Source organism: Parabacteroides hominis (assembly GCF_014287585.1).
Classification (GTDB): Bacteria; Bacteroidota; Bacteroidia; order Bacteroidales; family Tannerellaceae; genus Parabacteroides; species Parabacteroides hominis.
The window spans coordinates 99,743-122,497 of record NZ_JACOOJ010000003.1; the positions used below are offsets into that span (position 1 = coordinate 99,743).

Genomic DNA, 22,755 nt, shown 5'->3' on the forward strand with positions numbered 1-22,755 from the left:
CGAAACAAAATCCTCAAAATACGAATACTTTACCGGACGGCAAACCGTTTCCGGTATTGCAAAGGTGTCATGCCTTTCATTTTAACGAAAATGCGGGAGATGTTTTTGTAGTCGGTGAATCCGGCATTGGCTGCCGCTTCGACTAAAGGAAGGTCGGTCGTAATCAGCAAAGATGCGAATCGATCGATGCGTTGTTGCTGAATGTACTGGTAGACGGAGATACCGGTTTCGCCCTTGAATTTCTTTTCCAGCACACGGCGGGAATAGGGGATGAGCCGGATCAGGTCCTCCACTGAAAGCGGATTCCGATAATTTTCGTCGATATAGCCTAACACTTGCCCGACATATTTATCGGAGACGGCAAAGCGTTCCGTCGAACCGCGGGGAACGATCCGCACCGGCTTGATGATCACGTCGACGGGAGCCGTGATTTCCTTCTCGATAAACTGATGGAGCAGCTTGCCGACTTCATAGCCTCCGTTCTCGATATCCAACTCGATCGAGGAGAGGGACGGGTCCGAGATATTGCACAACAGGTTGTCATTGTCCACGCCTAAGACGGCAATGTCTCCGGGAACATCGATGTCATACATCTTGCAAACCTCGGTAATCTGCAAGGCGTAATAATCGTCGCAGGCAAAAAGGGCGACCGGTTTAGGCAAATCGAGCAACCAGCGGCTGACACGTCCGGCATCGAAGTTCCACTGTCTGCCGGACATCTGCTTGCCGTCGTCCAAAGCATAAACGGGATATCCGTGGTCCGCCACCGTGTCGCGGAAACCTTCGCCCCGCTCGCGCATCCAGACCGTATCCGTAAAGCCGTAATAGGCAAAGGCCCTAAATCCTTTGCGGATGAAAAACTCGGCGGCCATCACGCCCGTGCCGTAATAATCGCCGGTCAGGTTGGAAAGGCCGTGATAGCGTTCTTTGTAGTTCTGGACGATAATCGGGATGTCGAGGCGGTTCAGGATGTCCAAGTCCACATCGGTCAACTGGGCGATAATAGCATCGGCTCCCCATTCCTTCGCCCAGCGCACGACTCCTTCGTCGCCATGCAGTTCCCGGTAATACAGGGGCATCCGGTAAAACACCCACGGGCCGGCCTCACGGGCATACCTGACCACGCCCTCCAGCAGGCTGCGTCCGTAGCCGCTGGAGAAATCCGTCAGCAACAGGATCTTAATCATGGAACATGTCCATGATCTTTCCGCTAAGCTGCAAAAGGGAAATTTCGCATATCTTGGTGGAATATTCGGCGATGGACTGCCGCTCTTCTGCTTCCAGCAGGCTGTTCTGGGCTTCACGCAGTTCGATACCGGACAGGTCGCCTAACTTATAGCGGTCGATCGCAATCCGGTAATTCTCCTGTGCTGCGACTAAATTCTCTTTTTCCAGGCTCCACAAGTCCAGGTTATTGCGATAAGCCATCCAGAAATTACTCATATCGGCCCGCAACCCCAGTTCCAGTTCCTGCGTGCGCAATTCCTGGTTCTGGATCTGAATCCGGGCATTCCGCTGTTCACGTTTCCGGTTGAAACCGTCGAACACGTTGATGCCGACCGTCACACCGTAATTCAATCCGAGGCGGCGCTGAAGGTCGGTCGCTCCCACTTCGTACCAGTTCGCCGTATAGCCATATCCGGCATTCAGCCTGACATACGGATAGTTGCGGCTCTTTATCTTTTTATAGTCCAGCTCGGAAATCACCTGGTTCTTCTTGGCGATCAGCAGGGCGGAATTGGAAGCAAGCGTGCTTTTCCAGAGTTCCACTTCATCTAAAAACGGGTTGGGAGTAATCAGGGAGTCCTTGATCTGTACCTGTTCCTCCACATCCTCCAAAGCCATCAGCCGGTTCAGGCGGATGCGGGAAGTATGCACTTGTTCCAACTGGTTCAGGACATTGGAACTGTCGGCATTGAAGTCGACTTGCGCCTGCTGGAGGTCAAGGCGGGACATCGAGCCGATATAATACCGCTCTTCCACAATGCGCAAGCGTTCGCGGGAGAGATCGAGCGTGGAACGGAGGTTGCGGAGGCGGATCTTCTGGCGGATCAGGTTGTAGTATTCGCTCGAAAGGTCGGCAACGAAGTCTTCGATTGTCAGCCGGGTATTCAGTTCGCCTAAGTTCTGCAATTCTTTCAGCTTGTCGTAAGTGGCCTGTATGCCTAATCCGTCGAAGACGGTCCAGTTCACATTCAAGCCCACGTCCGCCGTCTCGTTGTGGACGCCGTTTGTCTTTTCGGTCGTCCCGTCGGACAACTTATTGCTATTATTGTTAAGCGTGCCGCTGAAACCGCTGCTCAGGTCGACGGTCGGCAGGTAGCCGGCATTGCCCGGTGTTGCATTGTTATCGCTGACTTGCTGTTCGTTGCGGATGATGCGGATGGAGTAATTATGCTCCAATCCGGTCCGGATGCAGTCGTCCAGGCTGAACACCCGTTGCGCCCCGGCCGGAACGACCGCAAATGCTATACATATTAATAAAAGAAACCTCTTCATCCTCAATTGCCTTATTTCTTAATTATTAATTCTTAATTCTTAATTTTCGATTGTCTGTCCGTAGAGATAAAGCTATACATGGCCGGGACGATGAACAACGTCAGGAATGTCGAAACGACCATGCCGCCCACTACGGCGATACCCATCGCAATACGTCCTTGCGCCCCTTCGCCCGAAGCATATACCAGCGGAACCAATCCTAAGATCGTCGAAATACTGGTCATCAGGATCGGACGCAGACGCTGCGTGGAAGCCAAACGGATCGCCTCCGCCATGCTCAACCCCGCTTCCTGCCGCTGGTTGGCAAACTCTACGATCAAAATACCGTTCTTCGCCACCAGTCCGATCAGCATGATTATACCGATCTGGCTGAATATATTCATTGTCACGCCCGAATAGCTCATAAAGATCAACGCCCCCGCAATAGCCAACGGAACGGTGAACATTACGACCAACGGGTCCTTGAAACTCTCGAACTGCGCCGCTAAGACCAGATAGATCATAAAAAGCGCCAGGATCATGGCAAACATCAAACTGGACGAACTCTCGCGGAACTCTTTCGACTCGCCCGACAAAGCCGTACGGAAACTGTTGTCCAACGTCTCCGCAGCGATGCGGTCCATCTCGTCCAGGCCGTCGCCGATCGTATAGCCTTTGTTCAGGCCGCTGGAAACGGTCGCCGCCACAAAGCGGTTATACCGATATAACTGAGGCGGAGCCACATCTTCCTTCAACGTAACCAGGTTATCCAACTGGATCATCTCCCCGGCATCACTGCGGACGTAGATGGACTTCAGGTCCAACGGCGTATTACGCTGCTGGCGGTTGATCTCGCCCAATATCTGGTATTGCTTCCCGTTCATATAGAAATATCCCATACGCTGGCCGCTCAACGCATACTGCAATGTCTGGGCAATCGTGCGGGTGCTGACACCTAACGAAGAAGCCTTGTCGCGGTTGATCTCGATGCGGGCTTCAGGCTTCGTAAACTTCAGGTTCACATCCGCCATCTGGAACACCGGACTTTCGCTCACCTTCTGCATAAAAGCAGGCAAATATTCCTGCAACTTTTCCAGGCTCGTCGCCTGCAAGACATACTGCACAGGCATCCCCCCGCGACGTCCGCCGAAAGTGGACTGCTGCTGGACAAAAGCGCGTGCTTCCGTTTTACCGCGCACATGTTTGGACAAGACATCGGCAATTTCCATCTGCGAACGTTCGCGGTCCTTGATATCCGGCAACAGCACGGAAATAAATCCGTTGCTATTATTCGCACGAACCGTCAACGCTTGCCGCTCCGGCGCCAGCGTATCTGCCATAGCTGCGATCTGGTCCGTAAAGTCACGGATAAACTCGAAGGTCGCACCTTCCTGGGCGGATATACGGATAGAAATGGAAGAACGGTCCTCCAACGGAGATAGCTCGGAACGGATCGTCCGCCAGAAATAGCCGATAGAACCGAACAGGATCACGACAACCGGTATGGACCACCACTTATGATTCAGGAACGCATTCAGCGATTTTGCATAAATATTATTCAACCCTTCGAAGAACGGTTCGGTCTTCACATACAACCATCCCTTGCTTTCGCGCTTTTTCAACAGCTTGGTCGCCAACATCGGCGTAAAGGTCAAAGCCACGAAAGAAGAAATCGTCACCGAACCGGCGATTACGATACTGAACTCCTTAAACAGACGCCCTGTCATCCCTTCCATAAAGACAATCGGAAGGAACACGGACACCAATGTCACCGTCGTAGACACAACGGCAAAGAAGATCTCCTTCGAACCCTCTATGCCCGCCTCCTTCGGCTCCATCCCCTGCTCGATACGGACATAGATATTCTCCGCCATCACGATCGCATCGTCCACCACCAATCCGACCGAAAGCACCACTGCCAACATCGTCAACACATTGATGGAGAAGCCGGAGATATACATCACGAAGAACGCCCCCACCAACGAAACCGGGATTACCACCACCGGGACCATCGTCACACGCCAGTCGCGCAGGAACAGGAAGATGATCAACACCACGAGCAGGAAAGCCACATAAATAGTCTCTTCCACCTCCTTGATAGAGGCACGGATAAAGCGGGTGTTATCGTAGACCATTTCGACCGTAACATCCTCCGGCAGGTCTTTCTCCAATTGCTCGATACGCTTGTACGCCTCGTCGGCAATCTCGATCTGGTTAGCACCCGGCTGCGGGATGATGACATCGATAACCATCGGCTCGCCATTCTTACGCATCACGCTTCGCAAATCCTCCGGACTGACCTCGGCGCGCCCGACGTCCTGAAAACGGATGATGTTATCGCCATCCCGTTTGATAATCAAATCATTAAATTCCGTTGCCGTATGCATCAGTCCAAGCGTACGGATAGACAAATCGATCGTATTACCTTCTATGCTGCCGGAAGGAAGCTCCACGTTTTCCGCATCTACCGCGTTCTTCACATCCAGCGGAGTGACACCGTAGCCAGCCATTTTGATCGGGTCCAGCCACAAGCGCATGGAGTAACGCTTCTGTCCCCAGATATCCACGCCACTCACGTTCGGAATGGTCTGAAGCCGCTCTTTCACCGTCAGTTCGGCAATCTCACTCAGTTCCATCAACGACCGCTTGCTGCTTCGGATACCGATCTGCATGATCGGGGTTGCATCGGCATCTGCTTTCGAAACCGTCGGAGGGTCACAGTCGCGGGGCAGGTAACGCTGGGCGCGCGAAACCTTGTCGCGCACGTCGTTTGCCGCCGTTTCCAGATCGACAGACAATTCGAACTCTACCGTAATACGGCAACTTCCCTGGCTACTGACGCTGCTCAACGAACGGATGCCCGGAATACCGTTGATATTTTGTTCGAGCGGTTCCGTAATCTGGTTCATGATCACCTCGGCGTTGGCTCCCGGATAGGACACGTTTACCGAAATAATCGGGTTGTCCACACTCGGAAACTCACGAACACCCAGGAATTTATAGCCGATCATCCCGAACAACAGGAGGATAAGCATCATCACGGTCGACAGAACCGGCCTCTTTATACTTATTTCAGAAATATTCGCCATGCCATTTCGTTACTTCAGGTTATCAATCGACACTTTCATTCCCGTCCGAAGCTGCATCACGCCGGAAGTAATCACCGTATCGCCCACGCTCAATCCTTTCAAGACCTGCACCTGGCTCTCCGTGCGAAGACCGAGGATGATCTCGGCAGGCTCCGCCACTCCGCTCTTATACAGATAAACGATATTCTTTCCCATTTCCGGGATCAACGCTTCGCTGGGGATCGCCAACGCATCTTTTATCTCACGACGGGTAATTTCGACAGAGGTATAACGTCCCGGCACGATCGATTCGTCCCGGTTCGGATAGGTCGCACGCACTTTCAGCGAACGGGTTGCCTCGTCGATTTTACTTTCCACCGCATAGACAGTCGCTTTGTAATCCTGCATCATGCCGACAGACGAATTCATCCTGAATACGATCGGCGTACCGTCCTTTATATCCGCAGAGTACCGTTCGGGAACGGAAAATTCGATTTTCAGAGGAGAGATCTTTGTCAATTTAGTGATAACGGTCGAAGGGGAGGCATAGGCGCCTTCACTGACATTCCGAAGGCCGATGATCCCGTCAAAGGGCGCCCGAAGCTCGGTCTGGGCGATATTCGCTTTCACCAGTTCGATATCCGCCATCAGCTTTTCATATTCGGTCGCCACCTGTTCATAGGCTTCCTGACTGACTGCGTCCTTTTCCAAAAGCGTATGCTGGCGATAGACGCGGTCTTTGGCCAAAGGGACTTGCGCCTCCAGCTTTTTCAGCTCCGCCTGTAACGGTTTATCATTGATTTTAGCAAGCAGGTCGCCGGCTTTCACATGCGTGCCTTCCGTAAAATAGATAGCCACGATCTTGCCCGACGATTCGAACGAGAGGTCTACCTCTTCATCGGGGATCGTACTGCCGGTTACAATGGTCTTATCGGTAAGGGACTGATATTTCAGCACTTCCGCATTAATATTCAAAACTTGTTTCCGAACTTGGCTTCCGGCAGGCGGAACCACTTCGGCAGCATCTTTGGATGCTTTCATACGGCTTTTAATCTGCGGGTAAACGATCATTCCGGCAATCATCAAAACAATCACGGCTGTCACGCCCCACTTCACTCTTTTCGTCATATTTTTCCAGGTATTCTACTTAAAAACACTTATCGACATGTAAATATATACAAGTACGCGAAATTATAGACGAATTAGGAGCAAAAAGGTTTAATCTTTTGCACTTTTTTTAAAGATGGCTACAAAGATCAAGGGAGATTCGTGACAAAATATTGAACTCCTTCCCGGCAAAAAAAGATTTGTTCTTCTTTTCCTTTAGTCAGATTCCTTAACCAAAACAGAGCATTTGCCGGAACATCGTAATATAAGACTCGCTCCTTTGCCTTTTGTTTTCCCAATGAAATCCAGCCATTTATCCCATTATTGTAAAATAATTCATACTCATCACCGGGCCATATATAATTGTCATCATTACGGGGACAAAGCAAGATTTTTTTCACAGAGACTTCTTTCCCTAAATCAAATAACAGATGACAAGTCGTATCCTGAGATTCGAAAAAAGACAATATTTCTTTATCGTTTATTTTATCAATCGAATTAGCAGGATGAAGCGGCACAAGATCATTTATGACTTTTGCAGGAATTTCTTTTTTCATGTCCAAATCTTCCCAAAAGGCGATTTCGGCCAGTTCTATCGAACGTTCCAATGGTGAATTATATCGTATATAGCGTACCAAGGACGTATCTGATGACACAAATTCATGATAATTGGAAGTTAGCGTATCTTGTAATGCAAGCAATTGTCTTGGATTCCTGAACGACAAATTCTTGCTTCCTTCAATCCTAACTCCAATGATATACCGATACAAAAAAGCTTTTATTCCTTTAACCAATGACATTTTACGATGAAGCGCCGCCCGTTCTGTATGTTTCGTTTCAGGGATAAAAGGGTGTATTGTATCTTGTGTATACAAAAAAGGATAACCAGCCATTTTCAAAGTATCACTATCCGAATACAAGGTTTGATAAATTAAATTTTGCTCTACGTTATGGAAGGTTACGTTTCCTCCCATATTTTCTCCTACATCTATAGGAATCCATCCGTTCGGACTGAATACTCCTAAATAAATATAAGGTTCCTTCACCTCCACTTCTACCGTTATTTTATTTGTCCCTATGTAATCAGTTGTCGCATCTTTTATAAATCGGTTTTTAAATAATGGAGGGACATTTCTCCGACTCGTTATACCTTCAATCGCCTCTTTTTGCATGCCGAAGCATTGCCGGTAGATCTTCCCTTTTTTTCGTCCATCTCCCTTCATGTTATTATCCATCTCGTACCAACTTGTCCAAAAAGGATAGAACACCCCATTCTTTCCTCTTACCACATTCCACTGATGGCTTCCTTGATACTCGGGAGAATAGACAAACATGTCGACTGTGCCCGGAATGCCGCAAGCCCGCATTGCGTAAACAGCCCGATCGCATATCTCACGGCAGAAACCGACATGATGCTCCAATAAAAAGTGGGCACTTAAATGCGGCATGTCAAAATTCACCGTATAAAAAAATTCCTTCTTGCTTAATTCTTTCGATAAGGCGTTACATGCTCGCAATGGATCCGTACAATTACTCAAAGAATCGAGGGCAGAAAAGTAAACTTCGAAATAATTCTGTCTCCAATTGCTCAACGGTTCGTCATCAATTCGGTAAGGCAAGATCAACTCGCAAAAATCCTCAAAAGGCAGATCCTGATTCCAGGGACGTTCTTTCCACATTTTGAACGATAAATCTATATTCTCTATCAGATAATCAGCTTTAATAATATGGGCATCATATATTTTGGGGAGGGAATACAAAGATTGTTTTGTCCATTTCCGAAGAATGGAATCATCTATGAAATGTTTCTGTTCGGCTGTTATCAAAATTTTCTGAATCGAATCCAGCCGCCATCCTTCATATCCGTAATACCGGGGCATATTACGGATCAGAAAACGGGCTGCTTCCAGTTTCTGAGAATCTTCTGCATAATAATCCAATACCTTTTCAAGTTCTTTACGATTTTCTCCTGCGAAATCCAATGCATAAGCCAATTGCCTTTCCTCGAAACTTCGACAAGAATAAAAGAAATAACATAGTAGAAAAAAGATAAAGTATTTCATTTTAGCTAATATCAGTCTTTCGGAGGATATTTTTCCCGCAGGAAAACGTGATCCTTTAATGCTACCACTTTTTTATCTTTTATCACGGCGACGATAGGATAGATCGATTCTTGAAATTTCTCAAAATAAAACTTGTTATCATTGTCTATCAAGACATTTTTTCTTTGCAAGTTATCTTTCCCCAAACGTATGCGTAAATCCTTCTTTGATATGACACGAGTAAATATAAATAGTATCTCCTCATGATCATTATATTCCTTAAAGAAATATTCCGCATCAGAGATACAGCCTGTACAGCCGGAATTAGGTATCAGCATGATATATTGATACCTAACGGCTGCCGTATCCAAATAATTATCAAAACCTTTCTTCACCGCTTGTTCAAAGCTTGTCGGCTGACAGCCGATAAACAATAACAGACCTAAAATATAAAAGATTGCTTTATTCATGGATGTCCACCTTAAATTGATAAAATGTCATTAGATCATCATTGTCAGTCATAACCTGAATGTTTAATCCCTCTTTTGAAACAAAAGAATTAGAATAACGTAAATTTACGTCTTCTGGTAACAGTCCTTCTCCTACATAATTAAAATTCCCGTCTAAAACGATCAGTCCTAAAGGTTGCCATTTATCATTACCTTCTTTTAATGGTAAACAAAACAAGCGATAATACAAATCTCGATATTTATCATAAATAATATTTCGATAAGAAGGCGTCGAGAAGAACCATCTTTTCGTACGATTATCATCCAATTGTGTCTTTAATTCCTTTTTTTGGTCAAAGGCTTTTATTTCAGGGATCATGGAACTGCCAGCGTAAAACTTACGTTGCTCTCTGCTATCCAACGAATAGACGTATATATTATGATCTTGAGGAAAACTGACAATCACATTTTTCTTATCCTTATTCACATCAAAATAAGGCATTTTGAAAAAGCCACCACCCCAATTATACTTTATGTATTGTTCAGGATAATTATTGGCAAAAAAGATTGTATCTTTTTGAAAATCATAGATTGTAGTAACTGGACTGTTCGTTATAGTTTGGGCTGTCGTTTCGGCTCCCATAAAGCCTCCGAAAACTAATTCTTTATCTAAGTATATCATCGGACTATTTGTTTGTAGCCAAGGATAAGCAGGCATAAATTCAGCTCTGTTAAAACCATCCATAGGCAAACGTCGTTTCCAGTTCACGACGGAACGATCATTTGTCAAATAGATTGTCATTCCCCAATAATTATATACGAATATACTATCCGGGTTCAAATAGTTAAATCCTTGTATTTCTCCGACACCGTTATTACCTTCTTTTTCGTACATAATTTTCTTAATAAACTCTTTACGGGCATAATCGAAAAAATAAATTGAATTATTATGCGTATTTAAAGTTAATAACATATCTGTAACTGTATTTTCATCAAAATACTGCATATATGGAATCAATGCAGATGTCTCATCATCAATAGGAATATCCACTTTTGCTTTTAATTCAATTGTACATCTATTTTCAACTTTATTCCACTGCTCATTCTTTACAGTTTCTTTATTACAAGAAATACAAAATATAATTGCACTTAAAAATATTATTTTTTTCATCTGCGTTCAATAAGATTAAAGAGAGTGCCAAAACTCTATTTTGTCATAGCAACTCCGATCTTGGATCAAGTCCGAGATGACAGGATAGTGAATTTTGACACCTCTTTTCAACTAAAAATTATCCTGCCCTGTGCCATAACAATTTTTACTATCAAACCAATCAGCTCTTGCACAGACAGACCCATCTGAAGGATTAACACATTGAGTACAATGGCCTGTATCATGTGAGCCATTACTCTTACAAATAGATTCCAACTTTGCCATAGCTTCCAAACCAAAGAAGCCTGTAAACAAAACTTTCGTTTCATTTATTCCTACATTCCATACTGCTGCCGAAGCAACTGCAACAATTACTCCGATTTTCAATACATTCTTTTTTTTTTCAATCCTTTATAAAGTGAATAAATATATTTTCTTTTAAAAGACAGCAAGGGCCTTCACAGGCGCCTGCTGTCCGACACAAATTACGTTGAAAATCTTAATCTTCCGTGATAACGGAGAATTCAGCAATTCCAACACGTTTCACGTTATCTACTATGCGTGTTGCCTTAAAAACTAATTTTTGGCCTTTGACAGGCGCAAAGCGTATTTCTTGTTCGATCGGGTTATGTTTGATGTTCGAGAACTCACCGGAAGCTACGACTTTGCCGTCCACCAGCAATTGGTAGTTCGAGATATGCCCCTGTGAGTCGCGCCCTTGGTTAGGAGTATAGATAAAACCGCTGATCGTGTGAGGTGCAGCCAGTTCCACCGCTATTTCATTCTTGCCTTCGGGCAGATAATAGGTAGAATAGCCATTCCCGTCAAACATGAGATTCGTCCGTTCGTCAACGGGACTAACCACCTTATAGTCGGCAGCCGGCAAATCAAAATGGCGAATAGCAACAGGGCCGGTTTTACCGGACTGGGCGTCGTAAGTAATCGCCTTGACAGTTCCTTTCTTGTCGAGTGTGAATGGGGCTTCATATTTTGCAGACTGCGCCGTCGGCTCCGTTCCGTCTGTCGTATAATAAATATCAGCTCCTTCGCTTTCCACGTCTATGCGTACTTCATTCTTCGTATTCCGCATGATACGCGGCTGTTCCAACAGCGGGGGAGCCAGGAAAGCTGCCACGTTATTGATGCACAACGGCCCTTTTGCCTCCGTGAAATGGATGCGCAAAGCATCAGCCGAAGTCGTCTTGAAACGGACGAGACGTTTGTAGCCCACTGTCGAAAGCGTATCGGCAGTTTCCACCGGCAACCATTTACCCTCTTTTTCCACTTCTATGGCAAAGGCGCATACACGTTGTCCGAGCGGGATATACTCCTGGATCATCACCCGGTTGAGCGAAGTACCCGCCGGCAGCGGAAAAGTGAGCGAGCCTGACGTTACACCATCGGAAGTAGCCCAGTAAGAGTCCCAACTCTCATCCGTCACATTCGACGCCTTATAAGCGCCGCCACGGGTTTCGCTCGCTTTTGGCTTGACGCCGGCCAACAGGTTATCTTTCAACTCTGCCTGGATCGTATGATACCAGTCGACGGCACGTGCCGAATCGACCGGATGAATCTGTCCGCTCAATGCCACAGGGAAGTTCAGCAGGAAGTTGGCATTATGTCCCACGCTGCGGTAATACAGGTCGACCAGATTCGGAACGGTGCGCACCTGATGATCTTCACGATGGTGATAGAACCACCCCGGACGAATGGAGACGTCACATTCTCCGGGCAACCACTGATTCCCGTCTTTCATTCCCCATTGGTTCTGAGTATAATGGGTTTCCTTATCCAGAGAATAAGGCGACCAGTTCGTTTCGCCAGCCCAACCGGACTCGTTGCCGATCCAGCGGATATCGGGAACCGTACCGCCGAAGATCATCGCTCCCGGATGTTTCGACTTGATCATTTCGCGTGCCTCCTCATAGCCATAATAGGTTTTCGGATCGATCGAACGCGTTTCGTTCGTTCCGCCGTACCAGCCGTTTCCACCGTTCGCCCCGTCAAACCAGAATTCGAACAGCGGGCCGTAATTGGAAGTCAGTTCGTCGATCTGCTCGTGATAGGTTTTCTGGTATCCTTCCCGTCCGTATTCGGCATTGTGGCGGTCCCAGGGAGAGAGATAAAGTCCGAACTTCAAGCCGTACTTTTTGCAGGCATCAGACAGTTCCCGAACCATATCACCCTTTCCGTTTTTATAAGGGGAGTTGGAGATATTATAATCGACGGTTTTTGTCGGCCAAAGGCAAAAGCCGTCATGATGCTTAGCTGTCAGGATCACCCCTTTCAGGCCGGCTGCCTTGATGATCCGCACCCATTGTTCGCAATCCAGGTCTGTCGGATTGAATGTTTCGGCAGGCGTATTTCCGTACCCCCATTCCAAATCATTAAACGTATTCAACCCGAAATGCACAAATGCATAATTTTCCATTTTCTGCCACTCGATCTGTTCCGGCGTCGGAACCGGCAAAACAGGTGCAGGCGGCTCCGCTTCCTTGCAGGAAAGGAACAGCCCGGCAAACATACCGGCGATTAAAAGATTCTTTGTGTTCATATTACTGTTTATTACTATATGTTAGTTGTCAAATTATGTTTCCTTTTATCGTTCCTATTCATGGATAGCCTTCAAGTAGCCTTTACGAATATGTCCGCAAATATTATAACCAAAATGAGGGGACCATAAAATATGGTTAACAAATGGAACATATTCGGTACAATAATTATATTCAAGATTTCCTTTTATATCCGTTATATCAATACTCATCGACACTTTCTGCCCTTGCTTCAATTCGTCTCCCCCCATCTTCCGGAAATCGGACTTTTTAATACCAAAAGCATGATCGGCATAGTGGCATAATGTTTCGTTAGCCAGTTGTTGCTCGTCATCCGTAAGTACACCATCGCCATTCTTATCGAAATACTGAAGATAGCAGGCTCTAATCGTTTCCGTAATCGCATTCTGATCTGTTCCCATTTCAGGTATACTAAACCATTCTTCCGCATCATCCGCATAGCAGAAAAACAAATACTCTAAATCATCACCTTCACTATAATAGCTCTTTTCGAAAAAGCAATCCACCCTCTCTAACGATTCAATCACTTGTCCTTTCCCATTGAAAAAGGGCTTGAAGCCGGGGTGGCATTCTTCGTCCCCACAGCTAACTATGAAAAGACAGGATATTAATGAACTACATAAATAAATAAACCTCATTTTCATAATTGTATTATATTTATTTCATATTATTCACAAACTTCACTTTCCGAAGATTTCCCTCTTTTATTTGTGAAGCCAACTTATAGGTATCCGTTTTCACTTTGCCCTTGACAAATTCCGGGATGTTATACGATTTGGTGAGAAACGTATAATAGTCCGTCGATTTTTGGGGTAAGACAAACGGTTTGGAGAGGACGCCGCCTTCACCGACGTGTGCGATGAAAGGACGTGTGTATAAGCCATCCAAGCGACGGCTGCTGAATACTACCCACTTGCTGTTGGACGACCAGGAATGATAGCTGTCGGTATCGGGACTGTTTGCTTCTTCCGTCGGGACCTGTTCACCTGTGTCCAAGTCGAACATACACAGATCCGCGTCTTTATGCCAGATAGGGAACGTTCCGTAGGAAGTCGTTGTACAGAGCAGATATTTCCCGTCCGGGGAGACACGGGGGAACAGGATGCTTCGCCCTTCTGTTTCCGCCTGAAAGATCGTGTCGACAACCGAACCGAACGTCCGGCTTTCCGGGTCGAAGGAGACGCGGCAAAGACTATAGCGGAGGTCGCGCAATTGGCCTGGAACTTTCAATGCCGGGGCGGAACAGAAATAAAGCTCCTTCCCATCCGGCGAAAAGGTTGGGAACGTTTCAAAACGGCTTTTCGAGAACAAAGTTTGCGTTGTGACAATTTCCTGTTTCTCCACGTCGTAGACGACTACATCCGATGCCTTGTCATATACTTCCGTACGGTGCACTGGATGCGTGTCTTGCGTCGTATTGTTGACGGAAAAAGCAACAAACTTTCCGGAAGGATGCCAGGAAGGATAGACCAGGGCCGAGATCGTCTGGTCGGTTTTCGTATCGAGCGTTTCCACCCGGTCGCCATCCACCAATACGGTGCAGCCATACTTTGCACGGATATGGAACAGCATTTTATCCGGATCCTGCATGCAAAACGAATGACAGTTCATGCAATTATTATCCGTCAGGCGGTTTTCCAGAATCGGTTCCTGATCGAAAGAGGATAATTCGCGTTGATAGATTCCCATTTCATTCCATAGCTGGTAACCGGGATCGATCAGGCGGTAAGCGATATACGGATCGACCGGATCTTCGGAAACCCGGATATGAAACGGGAGAAAGGCATTCCATTTCCCCTTTTCTTCTGTCAGGACAGATACCTCCACCTGTTTGCCTTTTGCCGCAGCTAATAACTTTTTCCAGTCTGCACCGGGAATGGAAAAGGCTCCGCCGGAGGCGTAAACGGCAAATGTATATCCTTCGGTCGTAAATACCGCACACGCTTTCCCATCCGTCCGTATGGCAAAATTCAAAGGAGCGATCGATTGCGGCACAGTCACACCGGTATAATCCGGATAGATGGCCGGCAGTTTCTCTATCTGCACGGAGACGGCAGGCGGCTGGTTGGAAGAGCATCCTACCAACAACAGGAATATGTAGAAAAACAATTGTTTCATTTGTCCATCGTATTAAACATATAATAATACCAATACGTCTTGCCATATTCGGAAGCCAAAGCCACCGCAGGATTCTGACCCGAACGGGAAACCGCCTGTACCTTCTGCATAAAAGCAAGCGCCTTGTTCCTCACTTTGATGCTCACCCCGTGCTCCAGCCAGAAATGCGGATCATTAGGACTGCAAATCACGATTGCCTCCTGCTGGCATTCGGTCATATCGCGCCAGGCAGGAGAGCGGTACAGGTTTTCCTGCAAGGTTTTATAAGTCTCTATATCTTTGTTCAGCAGTAAAAACGAAGTCAAATATTGTAAGCCGGCACTGTTTTCCGGACAAGCAGGAACCAGATGAATCAAAGTACTGACCGGGTCCGTATATAATTCGGGAATAAGCGTTTCCGCTTTCCAACAACGGCGTCTCGCTCCTAATTCCTTATCTCTTTCGACAGCTTGGTCATTATAAAGGAAATAGCGATGTGCAGCCGCCCAATCCTTATAATACCAGGTATTTTCCAATAGCTGGATATATTTTTCGGCAGTCGGATAAGCTCCCGTAATAAGGTTGGTTTCCACCAGCCTTTTCAGCATCCGGGGATTACCAGAGGGGTGAGAACTTACGAACGCTTCAAAAGCAAACTTCTGAGCCGTACTGATAATTCCCATGCAATAGTAGAGGTCACTATGCAGTTCCGCTGTGAATACCGACTGATCCCAACGTAGCATCAATGTTTCGATACCGCGTTGGGGATAATCCAATAATCTTTCCGAAAGTATTCCATTATGCGCAAGCGCCAAGTTTAAACCGCACATACGCCGTTTAGACAGAGTGGTTTGATTAAACGACGTTATCACCTTATCCCACTTTTCATTGCGAATATAATAGTCCTGTTCGAGATGATCGATCGTATCTAATCGTCCCCAATGTATAATTCCCAGATAAGCGACGAATCCCATCGCCACCCACTGAATCCCGATCCAAATACATTTTTTCTTTGAAGATGCCGGCTCTTTCCATTTTTTCAAATAAGCGCCCAATACCATCATAACCGGTAAAGCATACCATGAATAATAGATTCGGGGAGTATGTAACATCGGATCATAATAAGCATCTGGCAAAAAAGCTAATTTCAAATTCCTGCTGAATCCTAAATAAGTCCCGATAACAGCAGACAAAATGGTTATAAGCAGATAAACCAAACTTGCGTATTTCTTACTTCCATTGGTCAGGAATTCAAATAACAAAGCGGAAAGAGCGAATAAATGTACAATCGGCCCGGCAATCCAATATAAAACAGGGATCATACAAATCCCGTATATCAGCCGAATCCCAGGTTTCAGATTCGTGTACAGCCATAAAAAAAACAATAAAAACAAATAGGCAATCGTTCCTTGCTCCTGATAGTCATAATCCAATTGCATAATAAATAAGGATAACCAGGGAAGCAGGCTTACGAAAGGAAGATCGTCTCGTAATGATATTTTCTTTAAAAGGAGGGAAGAGAAAAAAGCAATCCCTGTCAGAATAAATGCTGCGATAACAGGCCCTGTACCCATTACGACATAAAACTGGGAAAGAAACTCTGAAATATAAAGAGCCACACCACCGGCCTGTCCCAACGTCATAGCTGCATATTGGCCCGTAAACTGGAACATTTGTAACTGCTCCTTAAAGGGGAATAGATAACGGAAAACAAGGTGAAAAGCTGTTAGTTGGATAACAAACAGTATAAGAGAAGATATGATGTATTTACGTTTCATTAACGAAGACATGATTTAAAAGAGGTCATATCTCTATTTATTATTTTCAGATACAACCTCTTTTGGATTTTATTGAACATCTATCATTCTTTCAACTACGGTTGTATGACCTCCTCCATCCCATAATTGAACAGTCAATTTATATTGTCCTGAATTTTTTTCATTAAACAAAAGCGTTGCTAACTGGATTCCTGCACCTTCAAGCATGGCTACAGGTTCATAATTTATGAACCATTTAAAATCAAATTTATGTCCTTCAAATCCGGCTATACCGGATACAGGTTGAACAATAAACATATAATTGTTATTACAATAAAAAGGACCATCATTTGAAGTTCCAGTGTAAATTTTAATTTCCATCGGTGGAAAACCATTCTCCAAAATAGATAGGTTCTTACTTATTGGATTTACAGATGTAATTACCGGCTCAATCACAGATTGCAATTGGCTACTTACATTTTGTACAGAGAATACAAAAAGAGAAATAAAGAGTATTATAAGTGATTTCATGATGTTATATTTATTAGGATTTAAATAGAAATAAATAATTTGATGTTATCGTAATCCTTACCAAATGATTTTTCTATGTATAGTAGAATAATATTGGCATCCCTCTATTCAAGACTTACTCCCATTTTACACATACAGTAGGGAGAGGTAAAAATACCTCTCCCTTGAGCTTATAATTAAGAATAATTATTCCCAACCCGGATTCTGTTCCAAATTCGGATTCAAAGTGATTTCATCTGTCGGAATGGCACTAAACCAACGTCTATCGTTTGCTGTCCATTTACGACCGCCAGAACTCATCATATCTGGATATTGTACCAAATAAGAGTTGCCTTTATATTCGTAAAGAGAACGGCCACCTTCGCCACCGAAGTTTACTTTGCCTTCATATAGTTTGCGGACTGCATCTGTTACACGGATACCCAGCATAGTCTTCGGATTTTCCAAAACTTTCATTCCGTTCCAACGCTTCAAGTCATCCAAGCGGAAACCTTCAGTGATTAACTCAATACGACGTTCGCGACGAATTTCATAAATCAAAGGAGTTACTGTATATCCATAATCTATTGCAGCAGGGTCTGCAACCGGATTTGTTGTCAAATGAGGCATTTCTACCCGGTCGCGTAACAAATTAATGGTTTTATCCAAAACATCTTGCGTGCAAGTACCTAATTCTGCATGAGCTTCAGCATTGATCAACAGCACTTCAGCATAGCGGAACACAAACCAATCATAAGTCGTGTGTCTGGCTTCCCACTGTGCAGGTTCCGGTGAGCGGAATTTGACACAAGGATAACCCGTAACAGCACCTGTGCCATCACAGTTAGGATAATCATTTACAGTTTGTTCACCATTAGTAACTGTAAAAGGCTTATTCGTATTATCAATAATCTGATACATACGCGGATCGCGATCTACAAATTCATCTGTCAGTGTAGCATCACCTTTATACTTGTCACTCACTGAAATAGGATTTCCATCTTTACACAGGAATGATTCAACAAAGTCTTTTGTCAATCCAGTTCCATTACTTCCTGCTTGGCGACCTGTTTCATGCATCACATTACTTGCTTCACTGTAGACGCGTGCCAAAATACATTCCTTATTACTCAACAGATCTTCTTGTACGAACTGATTGGAGTAATAAAGAGGATATCCGTCAAACGCTTTCTGTCCACAACCTGCATCCGTACCCTTTACAATTGCATAATTACCTGTAGCCATCACATCATTTGTTACAGAAATTGCTTTCTGTAACAATTCTTCTGCTGTGGGAGAGCCTGATTCATTATGATACTTTTTGTAAGTACCGAAATAGAGGCAAACGCGGGCCAAAAGCGTACGAGCTGCATCTTTTGACAAACGGGCACTTTCTTCTTTCCCTTTCTCCGGTAACCATTGGACACCGAATTCCAAGTCTTCGATGATCTTTCCCAATACAAAATCGCGTGAATCACGTGCTTTATAGAGTTCTTCGGTATCAGAAGTCTGCAAATCTTTTTCATACCAGGGAACATCGCCATACGCCTTTACTTTGTCAAAATAATCCAGCGCACGGAAGAAACGTACTTCTGCAACATACAAGTTGATTTCGGCTTCCGAACCTTCCACTGTCTGGTAACGCTGCATAAAGAAATTGCATGCACGGATATTTTCCCATGTCCATTTTGTATCTTTAGTCGTTGCCGGTGCAGTTTGTTCGTTAAACAAGAACTGGCTGTAGGTAGATGTCAAGCAGTTATCAGTTTCATTATCTTTATCTACTCCCGGAGCAGGCAATTTTTCGTATAACTTATTGGCATATATCTTTAAGTCATTAGTTGTATGCCAGAAAGTTACATCCGTCACAGAATCGATCGGCGATTTGTCGGTTACGTCACAAGAGTATAGTGCTCCGGTGAAGGCCGTAATGCATAATATATATTTTAGTTTCATATAACTTATTATTTAGAATGTTAGATTAAGTCCGACTGAGTATTTCTTTGAAATCGGATAAGTCATGTTATTTAAAGTTTCCGGATCAAAAGTATCCATAAGCGGAGTGAATGTCAGCAAGTTTTCACCTAAGAGATAAACTCTCAAGCGACTAATGCCAATTTTGCCCAATACATTCTTAGGAATCGTATAACCAATTGTCAAATTCTTTAAGCGCAGGTAAGCTGCATTTTGCAAATAACGATCTGAATTTACACGGTTACCACCGTTAGCCCAACCTGGACGCGGATAATATGCATCCCGATTATTTTCGTTCCAGTAATCCAATGCATTTGTCAAAGGTGTATCCCATTCAGATGTAAAGCCCCAGAAAGAGTTTCCACCGCACATATAGTCGCGTTTGCCAATTCCTTGCCAGAACATTTCAAAGTCGAAACCTTTATATTCGAAACCGGCTGTAAAACCATAGCTGTAACGCGGAGTCGAGTTACCAATAATTTTCTGGTCACCCATATCGTCCAATGTGTTCTTTCCACGAGTGATCTTACCATCACCATCCAAGTCTACATAGCGTACATCACCTGCGCCCCAAGTACCACCATAAAGCTGTGTCTGATCAATTTCTGCAGCTTCCACATCAGTTTGGAACAAGCCATTTGAGCTATAACCGTAAATCGTATTCATTTTATATCCTTCATAATATTGATTTACAGTTTCATTATTTTTATTTTTTGTAAACAAAGAGCCTGTCGGGTTTGCAAATTTGGTAATTGTTGACTGATAGTCAGACAAAACACCCTTTACCCAGTAATTGAAACCATTTTCCAAGCGGTCGTTCCAACCTAAAGAAAGTTCCCAACCAACAGTTTTCAAATCAGCTGCATTTTCTACTGGCACGCTTGCACCTAACACAGACGGCAAAGCCTGTCCTGCAGTCAACATATCTTTCGTATCACGACGATACCAGTCAAAACCGGCTGTTAAACGATTGTTCAAGAAAGTTGCATCGAAACCAACATCGACCTGGTTAACAGTTTCCCAAGTAAATGAAGAACTAACCAAACCTGAAGGAGAAATAGCGACAGGACGAGAACCTCCTAAAATCATACCCATACTACTTGTTACTCCATATTGAGGCAAATAAGGGAAGTTCCCCATATCATCAGTAGTCTGCTGGTTACCCAACGAACCGTAAGATGCACGGATTTTCATATCATCCCACCAGCCTTTTACCGGTTCCCAGAATGCTTCTTCTGAAATACGCCAAGCGGCAGAAACAGAAGGGAAGAATGCATAACGATCTCCGTCAGGGAATTTAGAAGAGCCATCGTAACGTCCGTTCACTTCGAACAGATAACGCTGTTTATAGTTATAGTTCAAACGGAAGAAGAAACCGTTGATAGCCCAATGACTTTCATTGTATCCCATATTCATTTCACCGATTGCCTGGTTTAATGCGGGTTTAGAATCATCGATCAGGTTCGTACGGCCACTCCAGAAATATTTTGTATGTTTGTATTCTTGGTTGTAACCTGCCATCACTTTGAAATTGTGAGTATTGTCATTGAAAGACTTAGTATATTCGGCAAAAGCATTGAAAGATGTATAATAATCTTCATTATTAGCCATTACAACACTACTTGGGTTTGTCCAGGGATAATAGCCTTCAGTACCTGCTACCGCTTTGTATTCAAGAAAGCGTTGAACGTGCTGGTTGGAACCTTTGTTATACATATTAAATGTATAGTCGGCGTTTACAACCAAACCTTCCAACGGAGTAATCTTGATCGCTCCGGTCATCCACAAGTCATTCTGTTTGTCTCTGTTATTACCGCCTTGCGCCTGCAATGCGATCGGGTTGGTATAACCACCCTGTCCTGCAAAGTGGCCGTCCGGGTGACGAACCGGCATCAATGGGCTCAAATCGTTCTTCATCATACCGCTATAAGCAGAAATACCCGACCATGCAGTATTATTCATGGCAGTCGTACCACCAGAAGGATGAGATTCTTTTGTATAGGTGTGCATGACCTTTGCTGATACGTTCAACCACTTGGTTATGTCTGTAGAAACATTCAAATTAACATTGAACTTTCTATAATCGTCGTTTGCTTCTTTCAACAAACCGCCCACATCATTATAACCCACAGATGCATAATAAGTAGTCTTTTCACTACCACCGCTTACATTCACATTATACATTTGGGAGAAGCTGGCTTTTTTATACAATTCGTCGAACCAATCCGTATTACCACAATAATTATAATCGTACGGTTTACTTGGGTCGATAATCAAATTAGGATCATACCAAACTGGTGAATCGTATGTCCCATTAAAGTATCTCTTTGCGTAGTCATAAATGGCTTCATGATAATAATGCCCACTACCGCCACTATTCTGATAAGCCAGATCCTTCATCGATAAAAAGTCCATGGAATTAACATTATGGACACGTTTTGCCGGACTCTGCCAGTAGCCGTTCGCACTTAAAGAAACCTGTGGAGCACGTTCTTTTTTACCATTTTTTGTTGTAATCAAAATTACACCATAAGCAGCACGTGCACCATAAATAGCAGAAGAAGCAGCATCCTTCAATACGGAGATAGAAGCGATATCATCCGGATTAACCAAGTTTGCATCCATCTGTACGTTATCGACCAAAACCAACGGACTACCACCGTTAATGGAAGTCGTACCACGAACATTAAATTCAGAACCTTTACCTGGAGCTCCGGAAGGAACCGTAATATTCAGGTTAGGTACGACACCTTGCAAACCTTGTCCGATATTGGCGATAGGACGGTTTTCCAACACATCACCAGCCACTTGCGCTACAGCACCAGTCAGGTTGGCTTTCTTTTGCGTACCATAACCCACAACCACTACTTCTTCAAGAGCTTGTGAATCTTCTTTTAAATCGATTTTCAAGATGGGCTGTCCGGTGTACTTGATCTCCTGAGTAACATATCCGATAAACGAAATCTGGATAATGGCTCCTTTGTTTACACCTTCCAATGTAAAGTTACCGTCCATATCGGTAACGCTACCATTAGTCGTGCCTTTCACTACAACTGATGCACCGGCAACAGGGCCTAAGGCATCTTCTACAACACCGGACACTTTCCCGTTTTGTTGGGAAATGTTCGTTTCTTGCTTAAACGGTGCAGTTTCTGCAAAAGCACCTGCGGGGACAGCTAAGGCTCCCGAAAGCAAAATCAGACTGATTAGTTTAGTTTTTTTCAACATAGAGTATATATTTAAAAGAAATAATACGTCCTACGAAAATGGCTTTCATCCGTTGAGTGTCTTGTTAGATCAGGCTCATTAGATTTGGCATACTTTTATAGCGTTTTTCTGTGTTTTTGTAATTAGTTCTATCAGAACTAATGTATTTGTAAAGAATTATATATGATATATGTGAAATTTTAGCAATTAATGCAGCTTGTGAATAAGCTACAAGTCGATTTTCATAGGAAAATGGGCTCTAATGCTTGATATCGCTCAATGTTTGTAAGTAATCTGTAATGCCAAATTGTTAAAATCGAGTCCAGTGTGAAATTTTTTAAAT

The 22,755-nt window shown here is 44.4% G+C and carries 15 protein-coding genes; all 15 read right to left on the reverse strand.

Annotated elements, in window-relative coordinates; translation table 11 throughout:
* Nucleotides 1-29: 29 nt before the first annotated feature.
* The 15 genes from H8S65_RS02730 to H8S65_RS02800 all read right to left on the reverse strand — a co-directional run bounded on the left by H8S65_RS02730 (nt 30) and on the right by H8S65_RS02800 (nt 22,433).
* A complete protein-coding gene (locus tag H8S65_RS02730; protein WP_186928433.1) occupies nt 30-1,187 on the reverse strand; it encodes an AraC family transcriptional regulator in 1,158 nt (385 codons plus the stop codon).
* Complete coding sequence (locus H8S65_RS02735; RefSeq protein WP_186928434.1) at nt 1,180-2,499, reverse strand: TolC family protein; 1,320 nt, start codon at nt 2,497-2,499, stop codon at nt 1,180-1,182. Before H8S65_RS02735 ends, H8S65_RS02730 begins: the two co-directional genes overlap by 8 nt.
* 32 nt (nt 2,500-2,531) lie before the next feature.
* Nucleotides 2,532-5,567 carry an efflux RND transporter permease subunit gene (locus H8S65_RS02740; protein WP_186928435.1) on the reverse strand — a complete coding sequence of 1,012 codons (3,036 nt, stop codon included), beginning with the start codon at nt 5,565-5,567 and terminating at the stop codon, nt 2,532-2,534.
* Between the two features lie 9 nt (nt 5,568-5,576).
* Nucleotides 5,577-6,674: an efflux RND transporter periplasmic adaptor subunit gene (locus tag H8S65_RS02745; RefSeq protein WP_186928436.1), complete on the reverse strand. Its 1,098-nt coding sequence runs from the start codon at nt 6,672-6,674 to the stop codon at nt 5,577-5,579.
* 128 nt (nt 6,675-6,802) lie between these two features.
* Nucleotides 6,803-8,647, reverse strand: a complete 1,845-nt coding sequence (locus H8S65_RS02750; RefSeq protein WP_186928437.1) for a hypothetical protein — start codon at nt 8,645-8,647, stop codon at nt 6,803-6,805.
* Between the two features lie 80 nt (nt 8,648-8,727).
* Nucleotides 8,728-9,165, reverse strand: coding sequence for a hypothetical protein (locus H8S65_RS02755; protein ID WP_186928438.1), 438 nt, complete (start codon nt 9,163-9,165; stop codon nt 8,728-8,730).
* A complete protein-coding gene (locus H8S65_RS02760) occupies nt 9,158-10,315 on the reverse strand; it encodes a DUF4221 family protein (protein WP_186928439.1) in 1,158 nt (385 codons plus the stop codon). The genes H8S65_RS02755 and H8S65_RS02760 overlap by 8 nt, the downstream gene beginning before the upstream one ends.
* Before the next feature lie 111 nt (nt 10,316-10,426).
* On the reverse strand, nt 10,427-10,681 hold the full coding sequence (locus H8S65_RS02765; RefSeq protein ID WP_186928440.1) for a hypothetical protein: 255 nt from the start codon (nt 10,679-10,681) through the stop codon (nt 10,427-10,429).
* 112 nt (nt 10,682-10,793) lie between these two features.
* Complete coding sequence (locus H8S65_RS02770; RefSeq protein ID WP_186928441.1) at nt 10,794-12,848, reverse strand: alpha-L-fucosidase; 2,055 nt, start codon at nt 12,846-12,848, stop codon at nt 10,794-10,796.
* Between the two features lie 54 nt (nt 12,849-12,902).
* Nucleotides 12,903-13,394 (reverse strand): hypothetical protein, encoded by a 492-nt coding sequence (locus H8S65_RS02775; RefSeq protein WP_186928442.1) that lies wholly within the window; start codon nt 13,392-13,394, stop codon nt 12,903-12,905.
* A 130-nt stretch (nt 13,395-13,524) separates the two neighbouring features.
* Nucleotides 13,525-14,985: a TolB family protein gene (locus H8S65_RS02780; RefSeq protein WP_186928443.1), complete on the reverse strand. Its 1,461-nt coding sequence runs from the start codon at nt 14,983-14,985 to the stop codon at nt 13,525-13,527.
* The gene (locus H8S65_RS02785) at nt 14,982-16,754 is read right to left on the reverse strand and encodes a DUF6057 family protein (protein WP_363182761.1); all 1,773 of its coding nucleotides are present in this window, start codon (nt 16,752-16,754) and stop codon (nt 14,982-14,984) included. Before H8S65_RS02785 ends, H8S65_RS02780 begins: the two co-directional genes overlap by 4 nt.
* A 57-nt stretch (nt 16,755-16,811) precedes the next feature.
* Entirely contained in the window at nt 16,812-17,252 is a 441-nt protein-coding gene (locus tag H8S65_RS02790) for a hypothetical protein (RefSeq protein ID WP_186928445.1), read from the reverse strand.
* Between the two features lie 186 nt (nt 17,253-17,438).
* On the reverse strand, nt 17,439-19,187 hold the full coding sequence (locus tag H8S65_RS02795) for a RagB/SusD family nutrient uptake outer membrane protein (RefSeq protein WP_186928446.1): 1,749 nt from the start codon (nt 19,185-19,187) through the stop codon (nt 17,439-17,441).
* 12 nt (nt 19,188-19,199) lie between these two features.
* Nucleotides 19,200-22,433, reverse strand: coding sequence for a SusC/RagA family TonB-linked outer membrane protein (locus H8S65_RS02800; RefSeq protein ID WP_186928447.1), 3,234 nt, complete (start codon nt 22,431-22,433; stop codon nt 19,200-19,202).
* Between the last annotated feature and the right edge of the window lie 322 nt (nt 22,434-22,755).